Origin of the sequence: Pradoshia sp., assembly GCF_051873915.1 — a bacterium.
Classification (GTDB): Bacteria; Bacillota; Bacilli; order Bacillales; family Pradoshiaceae; genus Pradoshia.
Genome location: NZ_JBJEFJ010000041.1, coordinates 1 through 18,100 on the forward strand (window position 1 = coordinate 1; position 18,100 = coordinate 18,100).

19 protein-coding genes are annotated in these 18,100 nt (G+C 41.9%); 12 read left to right on the forward strand and 7 right to left on the reverse strand.

What is annotated here, in order from left to right; all coding sequences use genetic code 11:
• The first annotated feature begins 291 nt into the window (after positions 1-291).
• Positions 292-1,479 carry a putative glycoside hydrolase gene (locus ACI35L_RS04670; RefSeq protein ID WP_439802329.1) on the forward strand — a complete coding sequence of 396 codons (1,188 nt, stop codon included), beginning with the start codon at positions 292-294 and terminating at the stop codon, positions 1,477-1,479.
• Between the two features lie 45 nt (positions 1,480-1,524).
• Here the strand turns inward: ACI35L_RS04670 and ACI35L_RS04675 are convergent, their stop codons facing one another.
• Complete coding sequence (locus ACI35L_RS04675) at positions 1,525-1,710, reverse strand: hypothetical protein (protein WP_049671767.1); 186 nt, start codon at positions 1,708-1,710, stop codon at positions 1,525-1,527.
• A 163-nt stretch (positions 1,711-1,873) separates the two neighbouring features.
• Here ACI35L_RS04675 and ACI35L_RS04680 point away from each other — a divergent pair, with 163 nt between their 5' ends.
• The 6 genes from ACI35L_RS04680 (at position 1,874) to pepF (ending at position 8,864) form a co-directional block, all read left to right on the forward strand.
• A complete protein-coding gene (locus tag ACI35L_RS04680) occupies positions 1,874-2,452 on the forward strand; it encodes a GNAT family N-acetyltransferase (RefSeq protein ID WP_439802330.1) in 579 nt (192 codons plus the stop codon).
• Between the two features lie 370 nt (positions 2,453-2,822).
• Positions 2,823-3,218, forward strand: a complete 396-nt coding sequence (gene spxA, locus ACI35L_RS04685) for a transcriptional regulator SpxA (RefSeq protein ID WP_049671765.1) — start codon at positions 2,823-2,825, stop codon at positions 3,216-3,218.
• Between the two features lie 255 nt (positions 3,219-3,473).
• Complete coding sequence (mecA, locus tag ACI35L_RS04690) at positions 3,474-4,133, forward strand: adaptor protein MecA (RefSeq protein WP_049671764.1); 660 nt, start codon at positions 3,474-3,476, stop codon at positions 4,131-4,133.
• A 130-nt stretch (positions 4,134-4,263) separates the two neighbouring features.
• Positions 4,264-5,772 (forward strand): cardiolipin synthase, encoded by a 1,509-nt coding sequence (cls, locus tag ACI35L_RS04695; RefSeq protein ID WP_049671763.1) that lies wholly within the window; start codon positions 4,264-4,266, stop codon positions 5,770-5,772.
• A 76-nt stretch (positions 5,773-5,848) separates the two neighbouring features.
• Positions 5,849-7,021, forward strand: coding sequence for a competence protein CoiA (locus ACI35L_RS04700; RefSeq protein ID WP_049671762.1), 1,173 nt, complete (start codon positions 5,849-5,851; stop codon positions 7,019-7,021).
• A gap of 31 nt (positions 7,022-7,052) precedes the next feature.
• Entirely contained in the window at positions 7,053-8,864 is a 1,812-nt protein-coding gene (pepF, locus tag ACI35L_RS04705; RefSeq protein WP_049671761.1) for an oligoendopeptidase F, read from the forward strand.
• 50 nt (positions 8,865-8,914) lie between these two features.
• Here the strand turns inward: pepF and ACI35L_RS04710 are convergent, their stop codons facing one another.
• The 5 genes from ACI35L_RS04710 to ACI35L_RS04730 form a co-directional block, all read right to left on the reverse strand.
• Entirely contained in the window at positions 8,915-9,088 is a 174-nt protein-coding gene (locus ACI35L_RS04710) for a hypothetical protein (RefSeq protein ID WP_197089942.1), read from the reverse strand.
• A 323-nt stretch (positions 9,089-9,411) separates the two neighbouring features.
• Positions 9,412-10,254 (reverse strand): DsbA family protein, encoded by an 843-nt coding sequence (locus tag ACI35L_RS04715; RefSeq protein ID WP_053103770.1) that lies wholly within the window; start codon positions 10,252-10,254, stop codon positions 9,412-9,414.
• Complete coding sequence (locus ACI35L_RS04720) at positions 10,241-10,654, reverse strand: globin domain-containing protein (protein ID WP_049671760.1); 414 nt, start codon at positions 10,652-10,654, stop codon at positions 10,241-10,243. Before ACI35L_RS04720 ends, ACI35L_RS04715 begins: the two co-directional genes overlap by 14 nt.
• Before the next feature lie 145 nt (positions 10,655-10,799).
• Positions 10,800-11,432, reverse strand: a complete 633-nt coding sequence (locus ACI35L_RS04725; protein ID WP_049671759.1) for a lytic transglycosylase domain-containing protein — start codon at positions 11,430-11,432, stop codon at positions 10,800-10,802.
• 5 nt (positions 11,433-11,437) lie between these two features.
• The gene (locus ACI35L_RS04730; RefSeq protein WP_049671758.1) at positions 11,438-12,037 is read right to left on the reverse strand and encodes a CYTH domain-containing protein; all 600 of its coding nucleotides are present in this window, start codon (positions 12,035-12,037) and stop codon (positions 11,438-11,440) included.
• Positions 12,038-12,310: 273 nt separating this feature from the next.
• Between ACI35L_RS04730 and ACI35L_RS04735 the strand changes: the two genes are divergently transcribed.
• The 3 genes from ACI35L_RS04735 (at position 12,311) to ACI35L_RS04745 (ending at position 14,716) form a co-directional block, all read left to right on the forward strand.
• Positions 12,311-12,940, forward strand: coding sequence for a GTP pyrophosphokinase (locus ACI35L_RS04735; protein ID WP_049671757.1), 630 nt, complete (start codon positions 12,311-12,313; stop codon positions 12,938-12,940).
• Positions 12,941-12,955: 15 nt separating this feature from the next.
• Positions 12,956-13,750, forward strand: a complete 795-nt coding sequence (locus ACI35L_RS04740) for an NAD kinase (RefSeq protein ID WP_439802331.1) — start codon at positions 12,956-12,958, stop codon at positions 13,748-13,750.
• Between the two features lie 72 nt (positions 13,751-13,822).
• Complete coding sequence (locus ACI35L_RS04745; protein WP_049671755.1) at positions 13,823-14,716, forward strand: RluA family pseudouridine synthase; 894 nt, start codon at positions 13,823-13,825, stop codon at positions 14,714-14,716.
• A gap of 48 nt (positions 14,717-14,764) precedes the next feature.
• Here the strand turns inward: ACI35L_RS04745 and prpE are convergent, their stop codons facing one another.
• Positions 14,765-15,508, reverse strand: a complete 744-nt coding sequence (prpE, locus tag ACI35L_RS04750; RefSeq protein ID WP_439802334.1) for a bis(5'-nucleosyl)-tetraphosphatase PrpE — start codon at positions 15,506-15,508, stop codon at positions 14,765-14,767.
• 153 nt (positions 15,509-15,661) lie between these two features.
• On the opposite strand from prpE, the gene mgtE reads away from it, so the two are divergent.
• Entirely contained in the window at positions 15,662-17,017 is a 1,356-nt protein-coding gene (mgtE, locus tag ACI35L_RS04755; RefSeq protein WP_439802332.1) for a magnesium transporter, read from the forward strand.
• Between the two features lie 92 nt (positions 17,018-17,109).
• Positions 17,110-17,889, forward strand: coding sequence for an enoyl-ACP reductase FabI (gene fabI / locus ACI35L_RS04760; RefSeq protein WP_439802333.1), 780 nt, complete (start codon positions 17,110-17,112; stop codon positions 17,887-17,889).
• Positions 17,890-18,100 lie beyond the last annotated feature (211 nt).

The following is an 18,100-nucleotide window of genomic DNA, read 5'->3' on the forward strand; positions in this document are numbered from 1 at the left end:
GTTTATCCCTGTCTCTATTTTTATCTCTGGAGGAAAGTAACTTATTTTTCAATATCCTTGGTACCATTGGTGCGATAGCCTATATCCTCTTTGATGAGTTTTGGAGGAAAAGAAGCAGCATGGCAGCCGGTTTAGTCTAAGAGATGTCCGTTTATTCGTTTTCATTTACAAAAGAACAGAAGGAATATTCAGTGGATTAATGCCAGATGAAAGATACATAATTCTGTGTAATTTGGAGAATAGTGTATAATGAATGGTGGTAAATGGAAAAGAGAGGAGTGGATGGGAAGAATGAGAATAGTGAAACAGTTGATTTTGTTGAATCTGCTCGCTTTTTCTGCATGGAGTGCGGAGGCGAGTGCTGAGGGCAGACAGGTTAAATTACATAGTGAACAAAAGATTAGCATTGAGAACAAGGAAGTGCCGGCTGATATGAATCGCTTTCCAGGGGGGAACTATTCCTTTACCTATCCAGATGCGGTTCGGGGAGTTTATGTAACGGGCAATTCTGCCGGCGGGAGCAAATATCAAGAACTTGTCCAATTAATTGAGTCGACAGATTTGAATGCGATGGTCATTGATATTAAGGATGACCGCGGGAATTTGACTTATCTGCCGGATGAGTCAAAGCCTTATGCAAAAGCGGGAATGAACTTGATTAAGAATCCGGAGAAATTGCTAAAGGATATGGAAAAGCGGGAAATATATCCAATTGCCCGTGTGGTTGTCTTTAAGGACAGCTATTTAGCGAACAAGAAGCCGGAATGGTCCTTTAAGGACGGGGAAGAGGTTTGGAAGAATGGACGCGGGGAGTCCTTCGTAAACCCATTTGTGAAGGAAGTATGGGATTATAATGTCGACATCGCGATTGAAGCGGCTAAGATGGGCTTTGAAGAAATCCAATTTGATTATGTCCGTTTTCCTGAAGGATTTGAAAGAAGGGATAATGAGCTTAAATATTCCGTCGGCGATTACGGAGATAAAGCTGTAGATAATGTACAGCACCGAGTGAATGCTGTAACGGACTTTGTGGCTTATGCGAAGGAGAAGCTTGAGCCTTATGATGTTGAAGTGTCCGTTGATATATTCGGGTATTCGGCAACCTTGCCGGAGGCACCAGGAATTGGACAGAATTTCTCGAAGATCTCAGAGCATGTTGATGTCATTTCCTCGATGATCTATCCAAGTCATTGGACCTCTTATTTTGGTATCACGAAGCCAGACCTTGAGCCATACCAGCTGATTAAAGAATATGCCAAGCTTGAGAATAAAAAGCTTGGTGAATTGAAGAATCCACCGGTATCAAGGCCTTGGATTCAGGATTTCACCGCTACGTGGCTTGGCAAGGGCAATTATATGCCTTATGGAAAAGAAGAAGTAGAGGCTCAAATCAAGGCTTTGAATGAGGAAGGAATAGATGAATTCCTTCTATGGAATTCCGGTAATCGATACACCCCTGGGGTGGACTATACACCATAAAATGAAGAAAAGCAGCAAGACCGAAGCGGACTCGCTGCTTTTTTATTACTTTGGCTTGCCGCCGACCGACTTGAATCCTGCTTGTGACAGGCTTGTTTGTTTCACAAAGGAGTTTCTCTTCTGACGAGGGGAAAGGAGATGGCCGATACCGTTTGTAAGCGGGCCCATAAAGGCCGTTAAACCAATGACAAATAAAGCGAACAAGAAGAAATCAACTGCATATTCGGTCATTCAAGGGTCCCTCCAATATATTTCATGAATGTAAAGTTCTTTACAATTCCATTCTAGCCGGTTATTTAGCAGATGAAAAGGGAAAAAGTGTAAAGAATGTAAAAATGCGTGTTGCCGTTTGACTTAAGTGCAACCAGAAATCAAAGGAGAGAAGACAAGACACATGACTTGGTACAATAAACTAAAAGAGTATTTCCCAAAGGAAGAAATGAAATCTAAGGAACATTTTGATGCTCTATTGAATAATAAAAACAAGAATTATTACATTGATGAAGGAAAAAACCATATTCTACTGTATGCAGAAAGAGATGAGTTTATCTTCATTGATTATTTATATGTCATTGGCAATGTGAGAGGCAACGGGATAGGAAAGAAGCTGCTTGAGCAATTGAAGCTGAAGGGTAAGCCGATCTTTCTCGAAGTTGAGCCAGTTAATGAAACGGAGCAAGACACAGAAAGGAGACTTCGTTTTTATAAACGTGAAGGCTTCCAGCATGCGAGCTCTGTTTATTATAAAAAAACCTCCCCAGCAACAGAGGAGGAAGTGGAGCTTGAGATTCTTTATTGGTCCCCGGACCCTGCACTCATGGAGCATGATGTATTAAAGGGAATGCAAGATGTATATCGGGAGCTTCACACGTACAGGGATGAAGAACTATATGGCCGTTCGTTTGAACCGACAGAGCAGGCTTTAAAGATTCATGTTGATAAGGCAGATATATTAGAAGAAATCAAAAGCTGAGGTGTAATTGCCTCAGCTTTTGACCTGTGTAAGGGATGTTTACTCGCAATTGGCAGCGGGTATTAAATAGTATAAGGGGATTGAAATACTTTCCTATTAAGTCCATAGAAATGGTACTTTAGATTTGGTTAATATGACAAATATTTCATCAATATTATGTTTTGTGTAATATTGAGAAATTGAGGCAGGTTTTTCTAAAAAAATCTACCCAACCCAATATTTATCATGTATAATAAATTTAATGTGTTTCTTATTTATAATAATTACAATATAATCACATTACCAATATTATAAACCTATAACTTTACATAGTCGAATATAAAGCCACTGATGGATTTGCGAACTATAACGATAGGGAGAGTGACAGGGAATGGTAACACTATACACATCACCTAGCTGTACGTCATGTAGAAAGGCAAAAGCGTGGTTAGAAGAACACGATATTCCATATAAAGAACGTAATATATTCTCAGAAACATTGAGTCTTGATGAGATTAAGGAAATCCTTCGCATGACAGAGGATGGAACAGATGAAATCATCTCTACACGTTCAAAAACATTCCAGAAGCTGAATGTGAACTTAGATAATCTGCCATTGCAAGAACTGTTCACCATTATCCAGCAAAATCCAGGTTTGTTAAGAAGACCAATCATTATCGATGAAAAGAGATTACAGGTCGGCTATAATGAAGATGAAATTAGACGATTCCTTCCTCGGAAAGTCAGAACCTTTCAACTTCGCGAAGCTCAACGCCTAGTAAACTAACTGCATTACATTCTGCCCCTTGTTAAGCAGCAAGGGGCTTTTCACGTTCATTTAAATGGGCTTTTTGTTTATTTTAATAAAAATAGGTTATTTTGTTTCCCTCTGCCATATATTTATCATAAAATATAACTAGGACCACACTTGACGAAAGGTTCATCCATGATTAACATTTTTTAAAACAGGGAAAAGATATAACAACCTAGTTTGGGGGTAATCCCTTCAATTGACCTCAAACCAGAAGGGAGAGAGTGAATCATGGAAATCGAGCGTATTAATGAAAACACTGTGAAATTCTATATTTCATACGGAGACATAGAGAAGCGCGGCTTCGATCGTGAAGAGATCTGGTATAACCGGGACCGCAGCGAAGAACTATTCTGGGAAATGATGGATGAAGTGCACGAAGAAGAGGATTTTACAGTAGAAGGTCCACTTTGGATTCAAATCCAAGCACTTGAAAAAGGATTAGAAGTGTTAGTTACGCGTGCTCAACTCTCCAAGGACGGCCAAAAGTTCGACTTGCCGATTGACGACCCAGCCAATGCGGTTGATCTGAAGATTGAATCAATGCTGAATGAACATTTTCATCCGGAGCAATCAATGGATGAACAAGCTGTAGAAGAAGGACCGCTTCAGTTTGTCCTTACTTTCCAAGATTTTGAGGATGTTGTGGCACTCAGCAAAACAAATGGAGTCCATGGAGTACTCACGAAACTATACTCCTTTGAGAATAAATACTATCTTTATGTTGAATTCCCTGAAGGGGAATTTGAAGAAGATGAAATAGACAATATTTTATCCATCCTTCTAGAGTATTCGGATGAATCAAGGGTAACCATTCATCGAATTGAGGAATATGGTTCTGTCATTATACAGGAAGATGTATTTAAGACAGTTAATCAATATTTTGCATGATTGTAATCAGCTAGTTTCCATTTTGGGAACTAGCTTTTTATTATTCTTTAATAGCAAGCAGGGGTCAAAAACCCTAAAAATGGGTATAGAGGAAGGTCGTACTACATTTTGAGGATTAGGGTGAATAGGCATGAAGACCACGGTTAAAATCATTTTATTCTTATTAACCATTTTTATTGTTACTTATTTATACCGCGAGAATATTCAGAGTGATCTTGTCCAGTACATCAGTATTGGAGGGACATTATCAGTTATCTTTATCGGTTTTATTATTTTTATGGAAAATCGGCATCCGACGCAGACGCTGGCCTGGCTTGTAGTGTTAGGCGCTTTTCCATTGTTAGGATTTATCTTTTATTTATTATTTGGTCGCAATTATCGAAAGGAGAGAATGTTCAAGAAGAAATACTTCCTTGATAAAAAGGTTTATTTAGGGAGTAAAGCTCCGAAAGAAGGCTATACACATCCAGCGATTGGGGATGATGACTACGATAAACTTCTAGGACTCGCTGAAAAACTCGGCAATACGAATATTTCTATCTCCACTGAAACAGAAGTTCTGACAAATGGCCAGGAAACATTCGAGGCAATTAAAGAAGCCTTACGTTCAGCAGAGAATCATATACATATGGAATATTATATTGTACGAAATGATGAATTGGGGTCAGAGATAAAAGATATTCTAATTGAGAAAGCGAAGCAAGGGGTGAAAGTCAGGTTCTTGTATGATGATGTCGGTTCCTGGAGGCTTCCGGCTAAATTCATCCGTGAAATGAGAGCCTGGGGGATAGAAGTGGTTGCATTTGGACCCGTGAAGATTCCCTTCTTAAATAATAAATTTAATTTCCGTAACCATCGTAAAATTATCGTCGTGGATGGCTATATTGGCTTTGTCGGCGGATTGAACATTGGGGATGAGTATTTAGGAAAGGATGAATCAATTGGGTTCTGGCGGGACACTCATTTACGATTGAAGGGTGAGGGTGTCAGAGCCTTGCAGTTAATATTTATTCAAGATTGGTATTATATGACCGACCATAGCTTCTTGACGGAAGATTATTTAATGCCGAAGGAAACGCCGAATGAAATTCATGGCGGAGTTCAGGTTCTTGCAGGCGGGCCTGATAATGAATGGAGTGTAATCAAAAATATATACTTCTCTATGATCACGTCAGCGAAAGAATCAGTATGGATTGCCTCCCCTTATTTCATACCGGATGAGGATATATTCTCCGCCTTAAAGGTTGCGGCTCTGAGCGGAATTGATGTAAGGCTGCTGGCGCCTAGCAACCCTGACAGCCGTATTGTCTTCCATGCCTCCAGGTCGTATTACCCTGAATTACTTGAAGCTGGGGTGAAAATCTATGAATACAGGGAAGGCTTCATGCATTCTAAGATTATGATTGTAGACGGGCAGCTCGCTTCAATTGGTACATCCAATATGGATATGCGGAGCTTCCATTTAAACTTTGAGGTGAATGCGTTCTTGTATCGCACCAACAGTGTCAAAAAGCTTGTTCACGATTACTTGCATGACTTGCTTGTCTCTAATGAACTTCACAGTGAAACCTTTCAGAACCGCAACTTCTTCGTACGTTTCTTTGAGTCCTTATCAAGATTGCTATCTCCCTTCTTATAATTGCTTGCATAGGAGGATTATCAGCCCTTTTCTAGAATTAGAATAATGACCTTAATTCTAGAAAGGAGCTGTTTGGATGTTGATAGCGGCCGACGAAGAAGGAAGACTTGTTCATTCGACCCATTTGGCAGAACGAAAGAATCGAATATTCAAATGCCCCATTTGCCAAAAGCGTGTACTGTTCAAGGCGGGAAGCAGACGTATTCCTCATTTTGCCCATCAAAGAGAAGAGCGTTGTCCAGGCATGGATGAACCCGAATCCATTATTCATTTAGAAGGGAAAAATCTTATTTATGAATGGGCATTACAATGGGCGGAAAGGGCTGTGTTAGAGCAATATTACCATTCCATCTCCCAAAGAGCGGATATTGCCGTTCATGCGGATGGACTAGACTATGCGATTGAGTTCCAATGCTCAGCTCTTTCTGCAGAAAGACTTATCGAAAGGACAATGGGCTATCAGGAGGAAGGCATTGAACCAGTTTGGATTTTCCATTTACCCCTTCTTAAGAAAAAAGGCAGTATGGAGTGGTCACTGCCGGCATCTCTCCAATCGGCCATTCGATTATCCCCCTCAGGAGATTTATACCTCTTATTCTTTGATCCTCAAAACCCTAAAACCGTTCTTCTACTTCGAAATCTCATACCTATTACGAAAGAAATATTTTTTGGACAAGCTGAAAGGCTTCCGTTAAAAGGACGTACTATCCGACAATGGCTGAGGCCGAGAGCAAGACCTTTCTTGTATATACGGGAGTGGATGAGAAAGCGTGAAAGTCTGATTCGGAATGAGTGGAGGTATCAAGGAGCCAAGAATCCACTTCTTCGCAGCCTCTATTCCATTGGCATACAAGGCATGCTGCCGAAAATGATTGGCATTCCCCTCAAAAGTTCATTTCTGTATGGAAGTGCACCGCATCATTGGCAAGGGCTTGTCTTCATGGATTTGCTTAATTGCCAGCAAAAGCATGGAGAAATTACACACTGGGGAATCCGCCGGCATTTTATGGATAGACTACGTAAAAGAGAGATAGTGATCAGGAGCCTGCCCAGCGTAAAGATACCCTTCTTCGCTCCGGTAGAGGAATATATGAGATTTCTTGAAAAAACGGAATATTTAATAAAAAATAAAGAAAATAGCTATATAATAGAGGAAGGGTTTCTGACAAAAGAGATGCAGCATTCTACGATTAATCAGGTGGTGCTGGACTTTTTAAAAGAGGAACACAATGATTTATGGCGAAACTAATTTAGATATGTGATGAAATGGAGGGAATGAAATGGCAGCAGATGTAAACCAATTGCCAGAACGTAATGATATCCCGGTGGAGGACACATGGAGGCTTGAGGATATTTATGAAACAGATCAAGCTTGGGAGAATGAATTCAAGGAAATTCAGGAATCTCTTCCAAAGGGTAAACAATATCAAGGTAAATTAAGCGAAAGTGCAGATGTATTATGGGATGCCTTGCAATTTCAGGATGAGATGACAGAACGTCTTGGCCGCTTATATACATATTCTCACATGAGGTATGACCAAGATACGGGTAACACCTTCTATCAAGGTATGGATGACAGGGCCAAGAATCTGTATTCACAGGCTTCCAGCATTTTCTCTTATATCGTACCGGAGATTCTTTCAATCAATGAAGAAACAATCAATCGCTTCATGGAAGAGAAGGAAGAGTTAAAGCTTTATGCACAAGTACTGAAAGAAATTAATTTGCAAAGACCGCATGTGCTGTCTGCTGATCAGGAGGCAATATTAGCGCAGGCATCAGAAGCGTTAAGTGCCTCATCCAATACATTCGGCATGCTGAATAATGCCGATCTTCGCTTCCCGTCTATTAAGGATGAAAATGGTCAGGAGGTTGAACTCACTCACGGAAGGTATACAAGATTCCTTGAGAGCGCTGACCGCCGTGTGCGTAAAGATGCGTTTGAAGCGATGTACAAGACATACGGCCAATATAAGAATACATTTGCAAGCACACTTGCAGGAACGGTTAAGAAGGATAATTTCTATGCAAAGGTTCGTAATTATTCATCCGCACGTGAAGCGGCGCTTTCTGCCAATAATATTCCGGAAAGTGTCTATGAGAATTTAGTAGGTGCCATTCATGATAATCTTCATTTGCTGCACCGCTATGTCAGCCTGAGAAAGAAAATTCTAGGTGTTGATGAACTTCATATGTATGATCTGTACACGCCGCTTGTCAAGGACGTAAAGATGGAGATTCCATATGAGGAAGCGAAGGATTATGTCTTAAAAGGGTTGGCACCGCTTGGTGAGGATTATGTATCTGTTTTGAAAGAGGGCTTTGATAACCGCTGGGTGGACGTGCATGAGAACCGCGGCAAACGGAGCGGGGCTTATTCCTCAGGGGCATATGGAACGAATCCGTATATCTTAATGAACTGGCAGGATAATGTGAACAATCTGTTTACACTCGCACATGAATTTGGTCATTCTGTCCACAGCTATTACACAAGAAAGAATCAGCCTTATCAATATGGAGATTACTCCATTTTCGTTGCAGAGGTTGCCTCAACAACAAACGAAGCTTTACTGAATGATTATTTATTAAAGGAAATTGACGATGAGCAGAAGAAAATTTACTTATTGAACCATTACCTCGAAGGCTTCAGAGGCACAGTATTCCGCCAAACCATGTTTGCCGAATTCGAGCATTTAATTCATAAGATGGCTCAGGACGGAATTGCTCTGACGGCTGAAAGCTTTACAAAAACGTATTATGACTTGAATAAGAAGTACTTTGGCGAGGATATTGTGATTGATGAGGAAATCGGCTTAGAATGGTCTCGTATTCCACATTTCTATTACAATTACTATGTTTATCAATATGCAACTGGTTTCAGTGCTGCTGCAGCCTTGAGCAGTCAAATTCTCGAGGAAGGGCAGCCTGCAGTAGAACGCTATTTAGGATTCCTTGAGGCTGGATCGAGTGACTTCCCGATTGAAGTGCTGAAAAAAGCCGGAGTGGATATGACGTCTCCGGAGCCAATTGAGGCGGCATGCAAAGTGTTTGAAGAAAAATTAACCGAATTGGAACAGCTGTTAAATAAATAAACAAGGTAAAAGCGGAGGGCATATATCCCCTCCGCTTTCTTTCGTCTGGTCTAAAATCCTTTAAACCGTTTCTTATGCCGAATACCACAAATAAAAATCAGGAATGAAGCAAAAAGTATAGGAGAGGAAATGTAAAGCGGGATGACATGCATCAGCCCGAGAAGCTGCAGGAAGAAAGAAATCATGATGAGGCATAGCAAGCCGATGAGATAAAATTTTTTCATAAAGAATCCGTCCCTTTAGTTAATAAAATTTCGATGCTGCCTATTATTATCGTATGGCGGGCACGCAAATTTATGAAATGAATGTGACATTTTTGTGAATCGGTGAACAAAATGCTTGTCAGATTCATGAGGATTTGCTATATTAATATTGTGAAGTTGATCACTAGCAAACATTTACCCCTTTGTTTGACCGTGAAAAATTTCTCCCATCCCCTTTGTTCGTATGAAGAAGAAGACTCTGGCCGATTACAGAGTCTTCTTCTTGTATATTCAGGTATTTATTTTATTTTTATATAATATAGTAAAAGGGCTTTTTGAAATTTTTACCTATATCTCCAAAATGTTTCTGATTGCAGCGGAATATGCTCAACTGCCTGCTTCAACATTAATTTCTTCATTTCACGTTCAACCTCATGGGGCTCCATTTGATAAATATAGCTGAGCTCGGATGTGGTGACTACCTCAAATTCCTTTGCGCATTCTTCCAAGGCAGGCAATGCGTTGGCTTTCGGCTGGAATCCTAAAATCTCCTCAAGTATCTGCACATAAATCTCATATGGATAAGAGCCTGCGACCTTGATGCCTTCTTCCTCCATCTTCTGATTGAAGAAGACAAGGGAAGGGAGGTCCTGAACATCCATTTCCTCTGTTATCTTCAAATCACATTCCAAAGCTTTAATGGCACTATCTGATTGAAGGTCTCGAACGAATTCATCATAGTCGATATCTGCTTTCTCTGCACAAGTCAGAAGTGTATCAAGCGCATCTACGCATTCCTGGTTTATAAAAAGGGATTCTTGTATTTTCTTGAAATAACGATATCCTGCTTTTTTACCTTGAAGTTCTGCTGCCTTAATGGCAATTGATGTAATATGACCAGCAAATTCCTTCTCAATCCATAGCTTCTCACACGAAATGCCTGATTGAGAGGTCCTTGACTTCTCAGGCAGCCGTGTATGAGTTTGCTTGCTGAAGACATGCTTGAGCGCAAAATAATGGCCGTATTCTAGTTTCAGACGTTTGAGCGTGCGATCTAATCTGAAGCAGGAAGGGCAGGTAGGGTCAATAAATACATAGATTTCTAAAGGCTTTTCAAGAGGCTTGAAAAAATGATGCACGGTAGACCAATCATGCCAATTGGAAGAGGACGCTTTATGATTTGGCATAAAAATCACCGCTTCCAAAGGATTCTTTTGTGTTAATCATATGCTGGGCTGTCATCGTCAGCCGCCCTAATATATACTCTCTCAATGGATTTTCCACATTTACTGTATCCATCGCTCTTTCCATACACTCCAGCCAGGCCTCTGCCCGTTTTTGTGTTATTTCAAACGGCATATGCCTTGCTCGCAACATTGGGTGTCCATGTTCTTCTGTATAGATGGACGGTCCTCCAAGGAACTGAGTGAGAAACTGCTTCTGTTTACGTGCTGTTTCGCTCAGGTCTTTCGGAAAAATGGGAGCTAGAAGCGGATGGGATCCCACATTACCATAAAATTCATTCACTAATTCATGTAATTTAGCTTCTCCCAATGCCTCGTATGGTGTCAGATTTACTTCAGCCATACATCATTCTCCTCTATTTATAATTGGTTTTACATATAACCATAATTTTAGCAAGGGGGACCTTAATTTTCCAATATCCTGCTTTTCGACCGCGAATTGCTGAGCAAATAAAAGAAAAAGATGAGCATATGTTCGCTCACCTTCCTTACGCATAATATTGATGCAGCACCTTGTTGACATAGTTTTTTGTTTCCTCAAAAGGAGGAACTCCCCCGTATTTATCCACATTACCAGGTCCGGCATTATAGGCTGCAAGCGCAAGTGTGATATCTCCGTTATACTTGGAGAGCATATTCCGTAAATACTTCGTTCCACCCATAATATTATCATGCGGATCAAAGACATCAGATACCCCCAGCCAGGAGGCGGTGGAAGGCATTAACTGCATTAATCCGGAAGCACCTGCCATACTGACCGCGTCAGGGTCAAATCCGCTTTCTTGTTTGATGACAGCGCGTATTAACTTTTCAGGTACATCATAGGTTGTTGCTGCTTTACGGATGATATCGTCATAGTTCCCGCTTGCAGGATTGTATGATGCTTTAATCGTTTGGCTTGATGTCGGTTCTAAGCTGCCAAGCCCGGAATGAATCAAGGTTGCGATTGTTCCAAGCCCAAGTGATGAAGAATCATTGCTGGAACTAGAAAGCGCCTCTCCAAGCATAGATTGAAATAGGGCTGCTGTTTCTGGCCGGGTGTTGCTGTTTTGGCTTCCAAGTGTTGAAAAGGATTGAAGTGCCTGTATTTGCAGGGCGATAGGCAAGTCACTTGCCCTCATGTTGATCACTCCTCAAGTTTTTTCACTCTTTGCATCTCCATGAAAAAGCGTTTGACCTTATTATCGGTTGCCCGCGCTGGAATGTTTGCCGTTTGGAGCAATTCCTGAAAGATTATTTTTCCCTTCTCATAATGATTGGCTTCAAATTCAAGCTCATAATCAGTCACATCAAAATACGTGCTCTTATCAAAAACAAGCAGTCCATCTTCATAAGGGATTTCAGCTCTGGCAGTCGTTAAAGTTCCAAAGCAAGAGAGAAGATTTGGGTCAATGCCCATTAACCGGACTTTGTCATAAACTGGACCCTCTTGAATAGTTTCTCCTGAAAGGAGGGCTCTCGCTGCACCGGAATCAAGCGTGAGGTTTGTCTCAAGCAGTCCATGACCATCAGGCAGAGGCTGTTTCAAGGTCATTTCATACCGGCCGTTTTTTTCTCGGATACGAAGGGCGCTCTGGCAGTCCTTCAGGGCAAAGTTAGGCGTGTCGAAGTAATGGTTCTTCTGTTCAATAAATTGTTCATCGCTTATATGATGCGCCGCAATTAGGCGTTCGAATTCTGCATCCGACAATAAATTCTTAAATTCAATCTCAATTTGTTCAGACATGTTTTATTCCTCCAACTGTCATTAATGGTACCCTCTTATTATGACTTTTTGGTAAGTTTACATCAATCTTAGAAATGAGTTATATTCTTGTGATAAAATAGGAGGTAAGCAGCTAGAGAAGGAATGGTCATCACAATAAGTAACAAAAACTAAGTACATAATTGTTAAATAACAAACAGCCATAGGCTAATTTTGAATAGAACAGATAAAGACAGAACCGTATCCAGCTCGCTAAGGTATTGTTTATGAAAAGTAATCCAGGTGGTGGAGTCCATGAGTAGAAATTGGGATGAATTTTTAGCCCCGTATAAACAGGCAGTTGATGAATTGAAAATTAAGTTAAGGGGCATTCGGTCTCAATTTGATTTGGAAAACGAGCATTCTCCGATTGAGTTTGTGACTGGACGGGTTAAGCCAGTTGCAAGTATTCTAGATAAAGCATATCAAAAGCATGTACCCGAAGATAAATTAGAATCAGAAATCCAAGATATAGCTGGATTGAGGATTATGTGCCAATTCGTCGATGATATTAAACAGGTCGTTCTTCTGCTTCGGCAGCGAACCGATTTCACCATTCTCGAGGAACGGGACTATATCACCAATAAAAAGGCAAGCGGGTATCGCTCCTATCATGTCGTCATTGAATATCCGGTTCAAACCATTCATGGCGAAAAGAAAATCATGGCGGAGATTCAAATCCGGACGCTTGCCATGAACTTTTGGGCGACAATTGAGCATTCGCTGAATTATAAATACAATGGACAGTTCCCGGAAATATTGAAGAAAAGGCTTGAGAGTCTTGCAGAGGCTGCCTTTCACATGGATGAGGAAATGACCCAGATTAAGCTTGAAATTCAGGAAGCCCAAGCTTATGTCGTGAAAAAGAGGGGGAAAAACACTTAACAGGTGGGGATGAATATGAAGTATGCTGTCACGTCAAAAGGTGATACTAAATCAAATGAACTAATGCAAAAAATTAAAGATCAGCTGGACAGTCTCGGGGTCATTTATGATGAAGACCAACCGGATATTGTCATTTCCGTAGGCGGTGACGGGACATTGCTGTACGCTTTCCACCGGTACAGCTCCCGTCTTAATCGGACTGCCTTTGTCGGTGTTCATACAGGCCATCTAGGCTTTTATGCGGACTGGATTCCTGAGGAGATTGAAAAGCTTGCGACGGCAATCGCAAAAACGCCGTATCAGACGGTTGAGTATCCGCTGCTTGAAGTGACGGTCCGTTACAGCCATGGGGGCAGGGAGTCGAAATACTTAGCCTTGAATGAATCGACCGTAAAAAGTGTGGGCAGTACCCTTGTCATGGATGTGGAAATTAGGGGACAGTCCTTTGAGCGCTTTAGAGGAGATGGGCTTTGTGTGTCAACGCCTTCAGGCAGTACTGCCTACAATAAAGCATTGGGCGGTGCCATCATTCACCCATCCATTCCGGCGATTCAATTGACGGAGATGGCTTCCATCAATAATCGGGTGTTTCGGACAATCGGGTCACCGCTTATTCTGCCAGGGCATCATACCTGCATGCTGAAGCCGGTGACAAGCGATGATTTCCAAATTACGATTGATCATTTAAGTCTTTTGCATAAGGACGTGAAATCCATTCAATTTCGAGTGGCTGATGAACGTATCAGGTTTGCACGCTTCAGGCCATTCCCTTTCTGGAGAAGAGTTCGCGATTCCTTTGTGACAGACTGATTAGCAGGGGCCGAGTCATTCGGCCCTTTTTTCATGAGGTAAAGAAAGATTTGAAGATAAAGGATGAGTTTGATGGCAAAGCCGTTTATGTTACAATTCACTGCTGCAAAGGAGGAGGAGGGAATGCTCCTGCGCGAATTTCTAAACCGTAAAAAAATCTCCAAGGCGGCCCTGACTGATATCAAGTTTAGGGGCGGGAAGATCATGGTCAATGGGTGCATTGAAAATGTTCGGTATATCATTCAGCCTGATGATAGGATTATCGTTCAATATCCACCTGAAGCATGCAGTGAAAAGATGAAGGGAGATGATCTCCCGCTGACCATTAAATATGAGGATGATTATGTACTGGTCATTGAGAAGCCGGCAGGCATGAATACCATTCCTTCTCGGGAACATCCAACGAAAAGCCTCGCCAATGCTATTGTTCATTATTATGAGCAGATTGGGCATCAGGCGGCTGTCCATATTGTAACAAGGCTTGACAGGGATACATCTGGATTGGTACTGATTGCTAAGCATCGGCATATCCATCACTTATTTAGTCTGTTCCAGAAGGAGAAGTCCGTATCAAGGGAATATTATGCCTTAATTGAAGGACATATCCATCCTCCTGAAGGCCGTGTGGAAGGGCCGATTGGCCGTATGGCTGACAGTATTATAAAGCGAGAGGTCCGTCCAGACGGTCAAGCTGCGTTGACCCTGTACAAAACGATTCAGCACTATCCATCCTATTCATTGCTCCACTTGAAATTGATGACAGGTCGCACCCATCAAATACGGGTTCATATGTCACACATGGGACATCCTTTACTTGGGGATGATCTATATGGCGGATCGAGGGCTTTAATCAATCGGCAGGCACTCCATTGCGGTTTCTTGACATTCAATCATCCAATCACGGGTGAACAAATGCGGTTTGAGAGCGTCCTTTCACCAGATATGAGCTGCTTGATCAGCGAATAAGAAAAGAAGAAAGAGCTGAAAGGGAAGCGGTCCCATTCAGCTCTTTTCTCATTCGCTATAAACATGAAATTTCTCAGGCACAAATGGAAGAGAAGAATTCACTTGATAAAAGGTTTTCTCCGGATAACGAAGACCCGTCAATTTCCCTCCAAAAACAGCTCCTGTATCAATATTATACGTGTTGTTCTTCACTCTCGGCTCTAAAACAGGTGTGTGGCCATATACGATCATCGGATTGCCTGTATGCTTCAAGGCCCAATCGAGACGCTCTGGACGTCCATCCGGAAGACTTCTGCCCGTTATATCACCGTAAAGAACGAAGGTTTGCACCTTTTTATTCTTTACTCCAATTAGTTCCTTCTTGATACCGGCATGAGCGATGACAAGATTTCCTTTATCAAGGACGAGATATAACGGTGATTCCTCATATAGCTGGATGAATTTTTTTCCGACTTTTTTCCTTGTTTTCGAATCTAAGGCTTCAAGTTCAGCAACGGTAGTTTCCAATCCATGGGTAGCATGTACTTTATTCCCCAGGAAATACCGGTATAATTTATTGCAATGGTTTCCAGGCACATACAGGCCTTTTTTTTGCTGTATAACAAGCTCCCAAACAAATTCAATCATCTTAACGGATTCAGGGCCGCGGTCTGTAATGTCCCCAACAAATACAGGCAGATACCCTTCTGGATGATAGGGCATTCCATCCTCAAAGAGATAGCCCATCTTTTTCAATAGCTGCATGCATTCGTCAAAACATCCATGCACATCTCCGATACAATCATACATCATTGACCCTCCCATCCACTTCTCTATATCCTTCCCAGTGATTGCTTGTTTCAACTAAACCCTTTTTTGGTAAATGAATCATATAGAAATAGTATATCGTTCAACTAGCATGAATCAAAATGAACAATACTGTATTCACGAAAGGAGGCTAATCCAATGGACGACCATAAGGTTTTGACAGACGTGTATGGGGCATTGCTGGCAGAGGGAAAATATGACAGATTCAGGGAGCAATATTTAACCCTCCACCCATATGACCAATCCCAAATATACATGCAGCTAAACCGAGAAGAGAGGACTATTGTCTCTTATTATCTATCACCGGAAGAAATGGCGGAAATAATGGGGAACCTCCTTGATGAGACAGAGCTGCTAGAGGATGCATTAAGCGATATGGACCCAAATTATGCTGCTTCTGTGATTGCCGATATGTATACGGATGACGCTGTTGACTTGCTCGAGAATTTAGAAAAGGAGCAGACCATTAGTTACTTAATGCTGATGGATAAGGACCGAGCAGAACCCATTCGCCATCTCCTTCATTATGAGGATTCAACCGCAGGAAGCATCATGACAACGGAGTACATTGGCGTCTCAGAGAATCAGACGGTCAGGGACGCAATGCAAATGCTTCGAAAAGAGGCATTGGATGCTGAATTAATCTATTATATTTATGTCGTTGACCACCAGAATAAGCTCACTGGAGTCATATCCTTGCGTGATTTATTGGTCGCTGCTGATGATACGTGGATCTTTGAATTGATGAATGAGCAAGTCCATTATGCAAAAGTAAGTGATGATCAGGAAACAGTTGCAAGGATGATGCGGGACTATGATTTCCTGGCATTACCCGTCGTCGATTTCCAATTGCATATGGTCGGAATTATTACAGTTGATGACATCATGGATGTTATGGACGAAATTGCCTCAGACGACTATTCCAAGCTAGCAGGGGTATCTGAAATGGAAAAGCTAGATACCAATCCGCTTTCCTCTGCTCGAAAACGATTACCGTGGCTGATTATCTTATTGTTCCTCGGATTGATCACAGCAAACCTAATTAGTCATTTTGAGAGTGCTCTATCTCAAAAAGCAATCTTAGCAGTCTTTATTCCATTGATTGCAGGGATGGCAGGCAATACAGGAACACAAAGCCTTGCCGTCATCGTGCGCGGGATTGCCACTGGCGAAATTGCAGAAGAGAATAAATGGCTCCTCCTGTTGAGGGAAGCAGGTACAGGTCTTATCACGGGCGTTACATGCGGAATTCTCGTGACAATCCTTGTCTTTGCCTGGCAGGATGATCTTTTCCTAGCCATCCTTGTCGGTAACTCCATTCTTGTTTCCCTAATGGTGGCTACATTGGCGGGCAGCCTTGTGCCGCTGGTTATGAATAAGCTCAAAATCGACCCGGCTGTAGCTTCAGGACCTTTTATCACCACAATCAATGACTTAATCAGTATCGTCATTTATTTCGGAATGGCCACCATTTTCATGAGTCGCCTAGGATAATTTAGGAAATAGGCTTTACATGAAGATGGTTATTAGTATAAATTAGTATCAGGTACTAATAATATGTATTAATTATGGGGAGGATTCCTTTTATGAACGTGAATGTGGATAATAAGACAATTGTCATCATGGGAGTAGCCAATAAACGGAGCATCGCATGGGGAATTGCGACTGCCCTTTATAAAGCTGGGGCCAGACTGATTTTTACATACGCCGGTGAACGGATGGAAAAGGGAGTACATGAATTAGTCGACAGCTTAGAGGGAGGGAAAGACACCTATGTCCTTCCATGTGATGTCACAAGCGACGCAGAAATCGAAAGATGCTTCGCCGATATCCGCGAAAAATACGGAAAAATCGATGGAATCGCTCACTGCATTGCTTTCGCCAACAAAGAAGAATTAAAAGGCGAATACTTAAATACAAACAGAGAAGGCTTCTTATTAGCTCAAAACATCAGCTCCTATTCACTGACTGCCGTTGCCAAGGCTGCCCGGGACATGATGAATGAAGGAGCGAGCATCGTCACTCTCACTTATTTAGGTGGAGAAAGAGTTGTCCAGAACTACAATGTTATGGGAGTTGCAAAAGCAAGCCTCGAAGCAAGCGTTAAATACTTGGCCAATGATCTCGGACCATCCGGCATCCGTGTAAATTCCATCTCTGCAGGAGCCATCCGGACCCTCTCAGCCAAAGGAGTCGGCGACTTTAATACCATTCGTAAAGTATTCGAAGAAAAAGCCCCGCTCAGAAGACAAGTCACACAAGAAGAAGTCGGAGACACAGCCCTATTCCTCTTTAGCCCGTTATCAAGAGGGATCACAGGAGAAAACATTCATGTCGATTCAGGATTCCATATTTTGAGTTTATAATAGATCGATCCAGAAAGGGAGAAGCAGTGGCTTCTCCTTTTTTATTTGGTTATTCATTCTAAGCATGCATGGGAGAGTAGTGGAAGGGTGCGAGAAGGGTGGGAAGAGCCATGCATAGCCCACCCCTTGCCCATGCTGCGCATAGGAGAGGTGGTGGAAGAGTGGGAGAAAGGTGGGAAGAGCCACGCAAGTCCCACCCTTTGCCCATGCT

What these genes read in the sequence shown, in the direction of transcription:
- prpE (WP_439802334.1), bottom strand. Translation starts at nt 15,508, where the DNA reads ATGATGTATGATTGTATCGGAGATGTGCATGGATGTTTTGACGAATGC.
- ACI35L_RS04740 (WP_439802331.1), top strand. Translation starts at nt 12,956, where the DNA reads ATGAAGTATGCTGTCACGTCAAAAGGTGATACTAAATCAAATGAACTA.
- fabI (WP_439802333.1), top strand. Translation starts at nt 17,110, where the DNA reads ATGAACGTGAATGTGGATAATAAGACAATTGTCATCATGGGAGTAGCC.
- ACI35L_RS04670 (WP_439802329.1), top strand. Translation starts at nt 292, where the DNA reads ATGAGAATAGTGAAACAGTTGATTTTGTTGAATCTGCTCGCTTTTTCT.
- mgtE (WP_439802332.1), top strand. Translation starts at nt 15,662, where the DNA reads ATGGACGACCATAAGGTTTTGACAGACGTGTATGGGGCATTGCTGGCA.
- ACI35L_RS04735 (WP_049671757.1), top strand. Translation starts at nt 12,311, where the DNA reads ATGAGTAGAAATTGGGATGAATTTTTAGCCCCGTATAAACAGGCAGTT.
- cls (WP_049671763.1), top strand. Translation starts at nt 4,264, where the DNA reads ATGAAGACCACGGTTAAAATCATTTTATTCTTATTAACCATTTTTATT.
- ACI35L_RS04710 (WP_197089942.1), bottom strand. Translation starts at nt 9,088, where the DNA reads ATGAAAAAATTTTATCTCATCGGCTTGCTATGCCTCATCATGATTTCT.
- ACI35L_RS04700 (WP_049671762.1), top strand. Translation starts at nt 5,849, where the DNA reads ATGTTGATAGCGGCCGACGAAGAAGGAAGACTTGTTCATTCGACCCAT.
- ACI35L_RS04680 (WP_439802330.1), top strand. Translation starts at nt 1,874, where the DNA reads ATGACTTGGTACAATAAACTAAAAGAGTATTTCCCAAAGGAAGAAATG.
- mecA (WP_049671764.1), top strand. Translation starts at nt 3,474, where the DNA reads ATGGAAATCGAGCGTATTAATGAAAACACTGTGAAATTCTATATTTCA.
- ACI35L_RS04745 (WP_049671755.1), top strand. Translation starts at nt 13,823, where the DNA reads ATGGCAAAGCCGTTTATGTTACAATTCACTGCTGCAAAGGAGGAGGAG.
- ACI35L_RS04730 (WP_049671758.1), bottom strand. Translation starts at nt 12,037, where the DNA reads ATGTCTGAACAAATTGAGATTGAATTTAAGAATTTATTGTCGGATGCA.
- ACI35L_RS04675 (WP_049671767.1), bottom strand. Translation starts at nt 1,710, where the DNA reads ATGACCGAATATGCAGTTGATTTCTTCTTGTTCGCTTTATTTGTCATT.
- pepF (WP_049671761.1), top strand. Translation starts at nt 7,053, where the DNA reads ATGGCAGCAGATGTAAACCAATTGCCAGAACGTAATGATATCCCGGTG.
- spxA (WP_049671765.1), top strand. Translation starts at nt 2,823, where the DNA reads ATGGTAACACTATACACATCACCTAGCTGTACGTCATGTAGAAAGGCA.
- ACI35L_RS04715 (WP_053103770.1), bottom strand. Translation starts at nt 10,254, where the DNA reads ATGCCAAATCATAAAGCGTCCTCTTCCAATTGGCATGATTGGTCTACC.
- ACI35L_RS04720 (WP_049671760.1), bottom strand. Translation starts at nt 10,654, where the DNA reads ATGGCTGAAGTAAATCTGACACCATACGAGGCATTGGGAGAAGCTAAA.
- ACI35L_RS04725 (WP_049671759.1), bottom strand. Translation starts at nt 11,432, where the DNA reads ATGAGGGCAAGTGACTTGCCTATCGCCCTGCAAATACAGGCACTTCAA.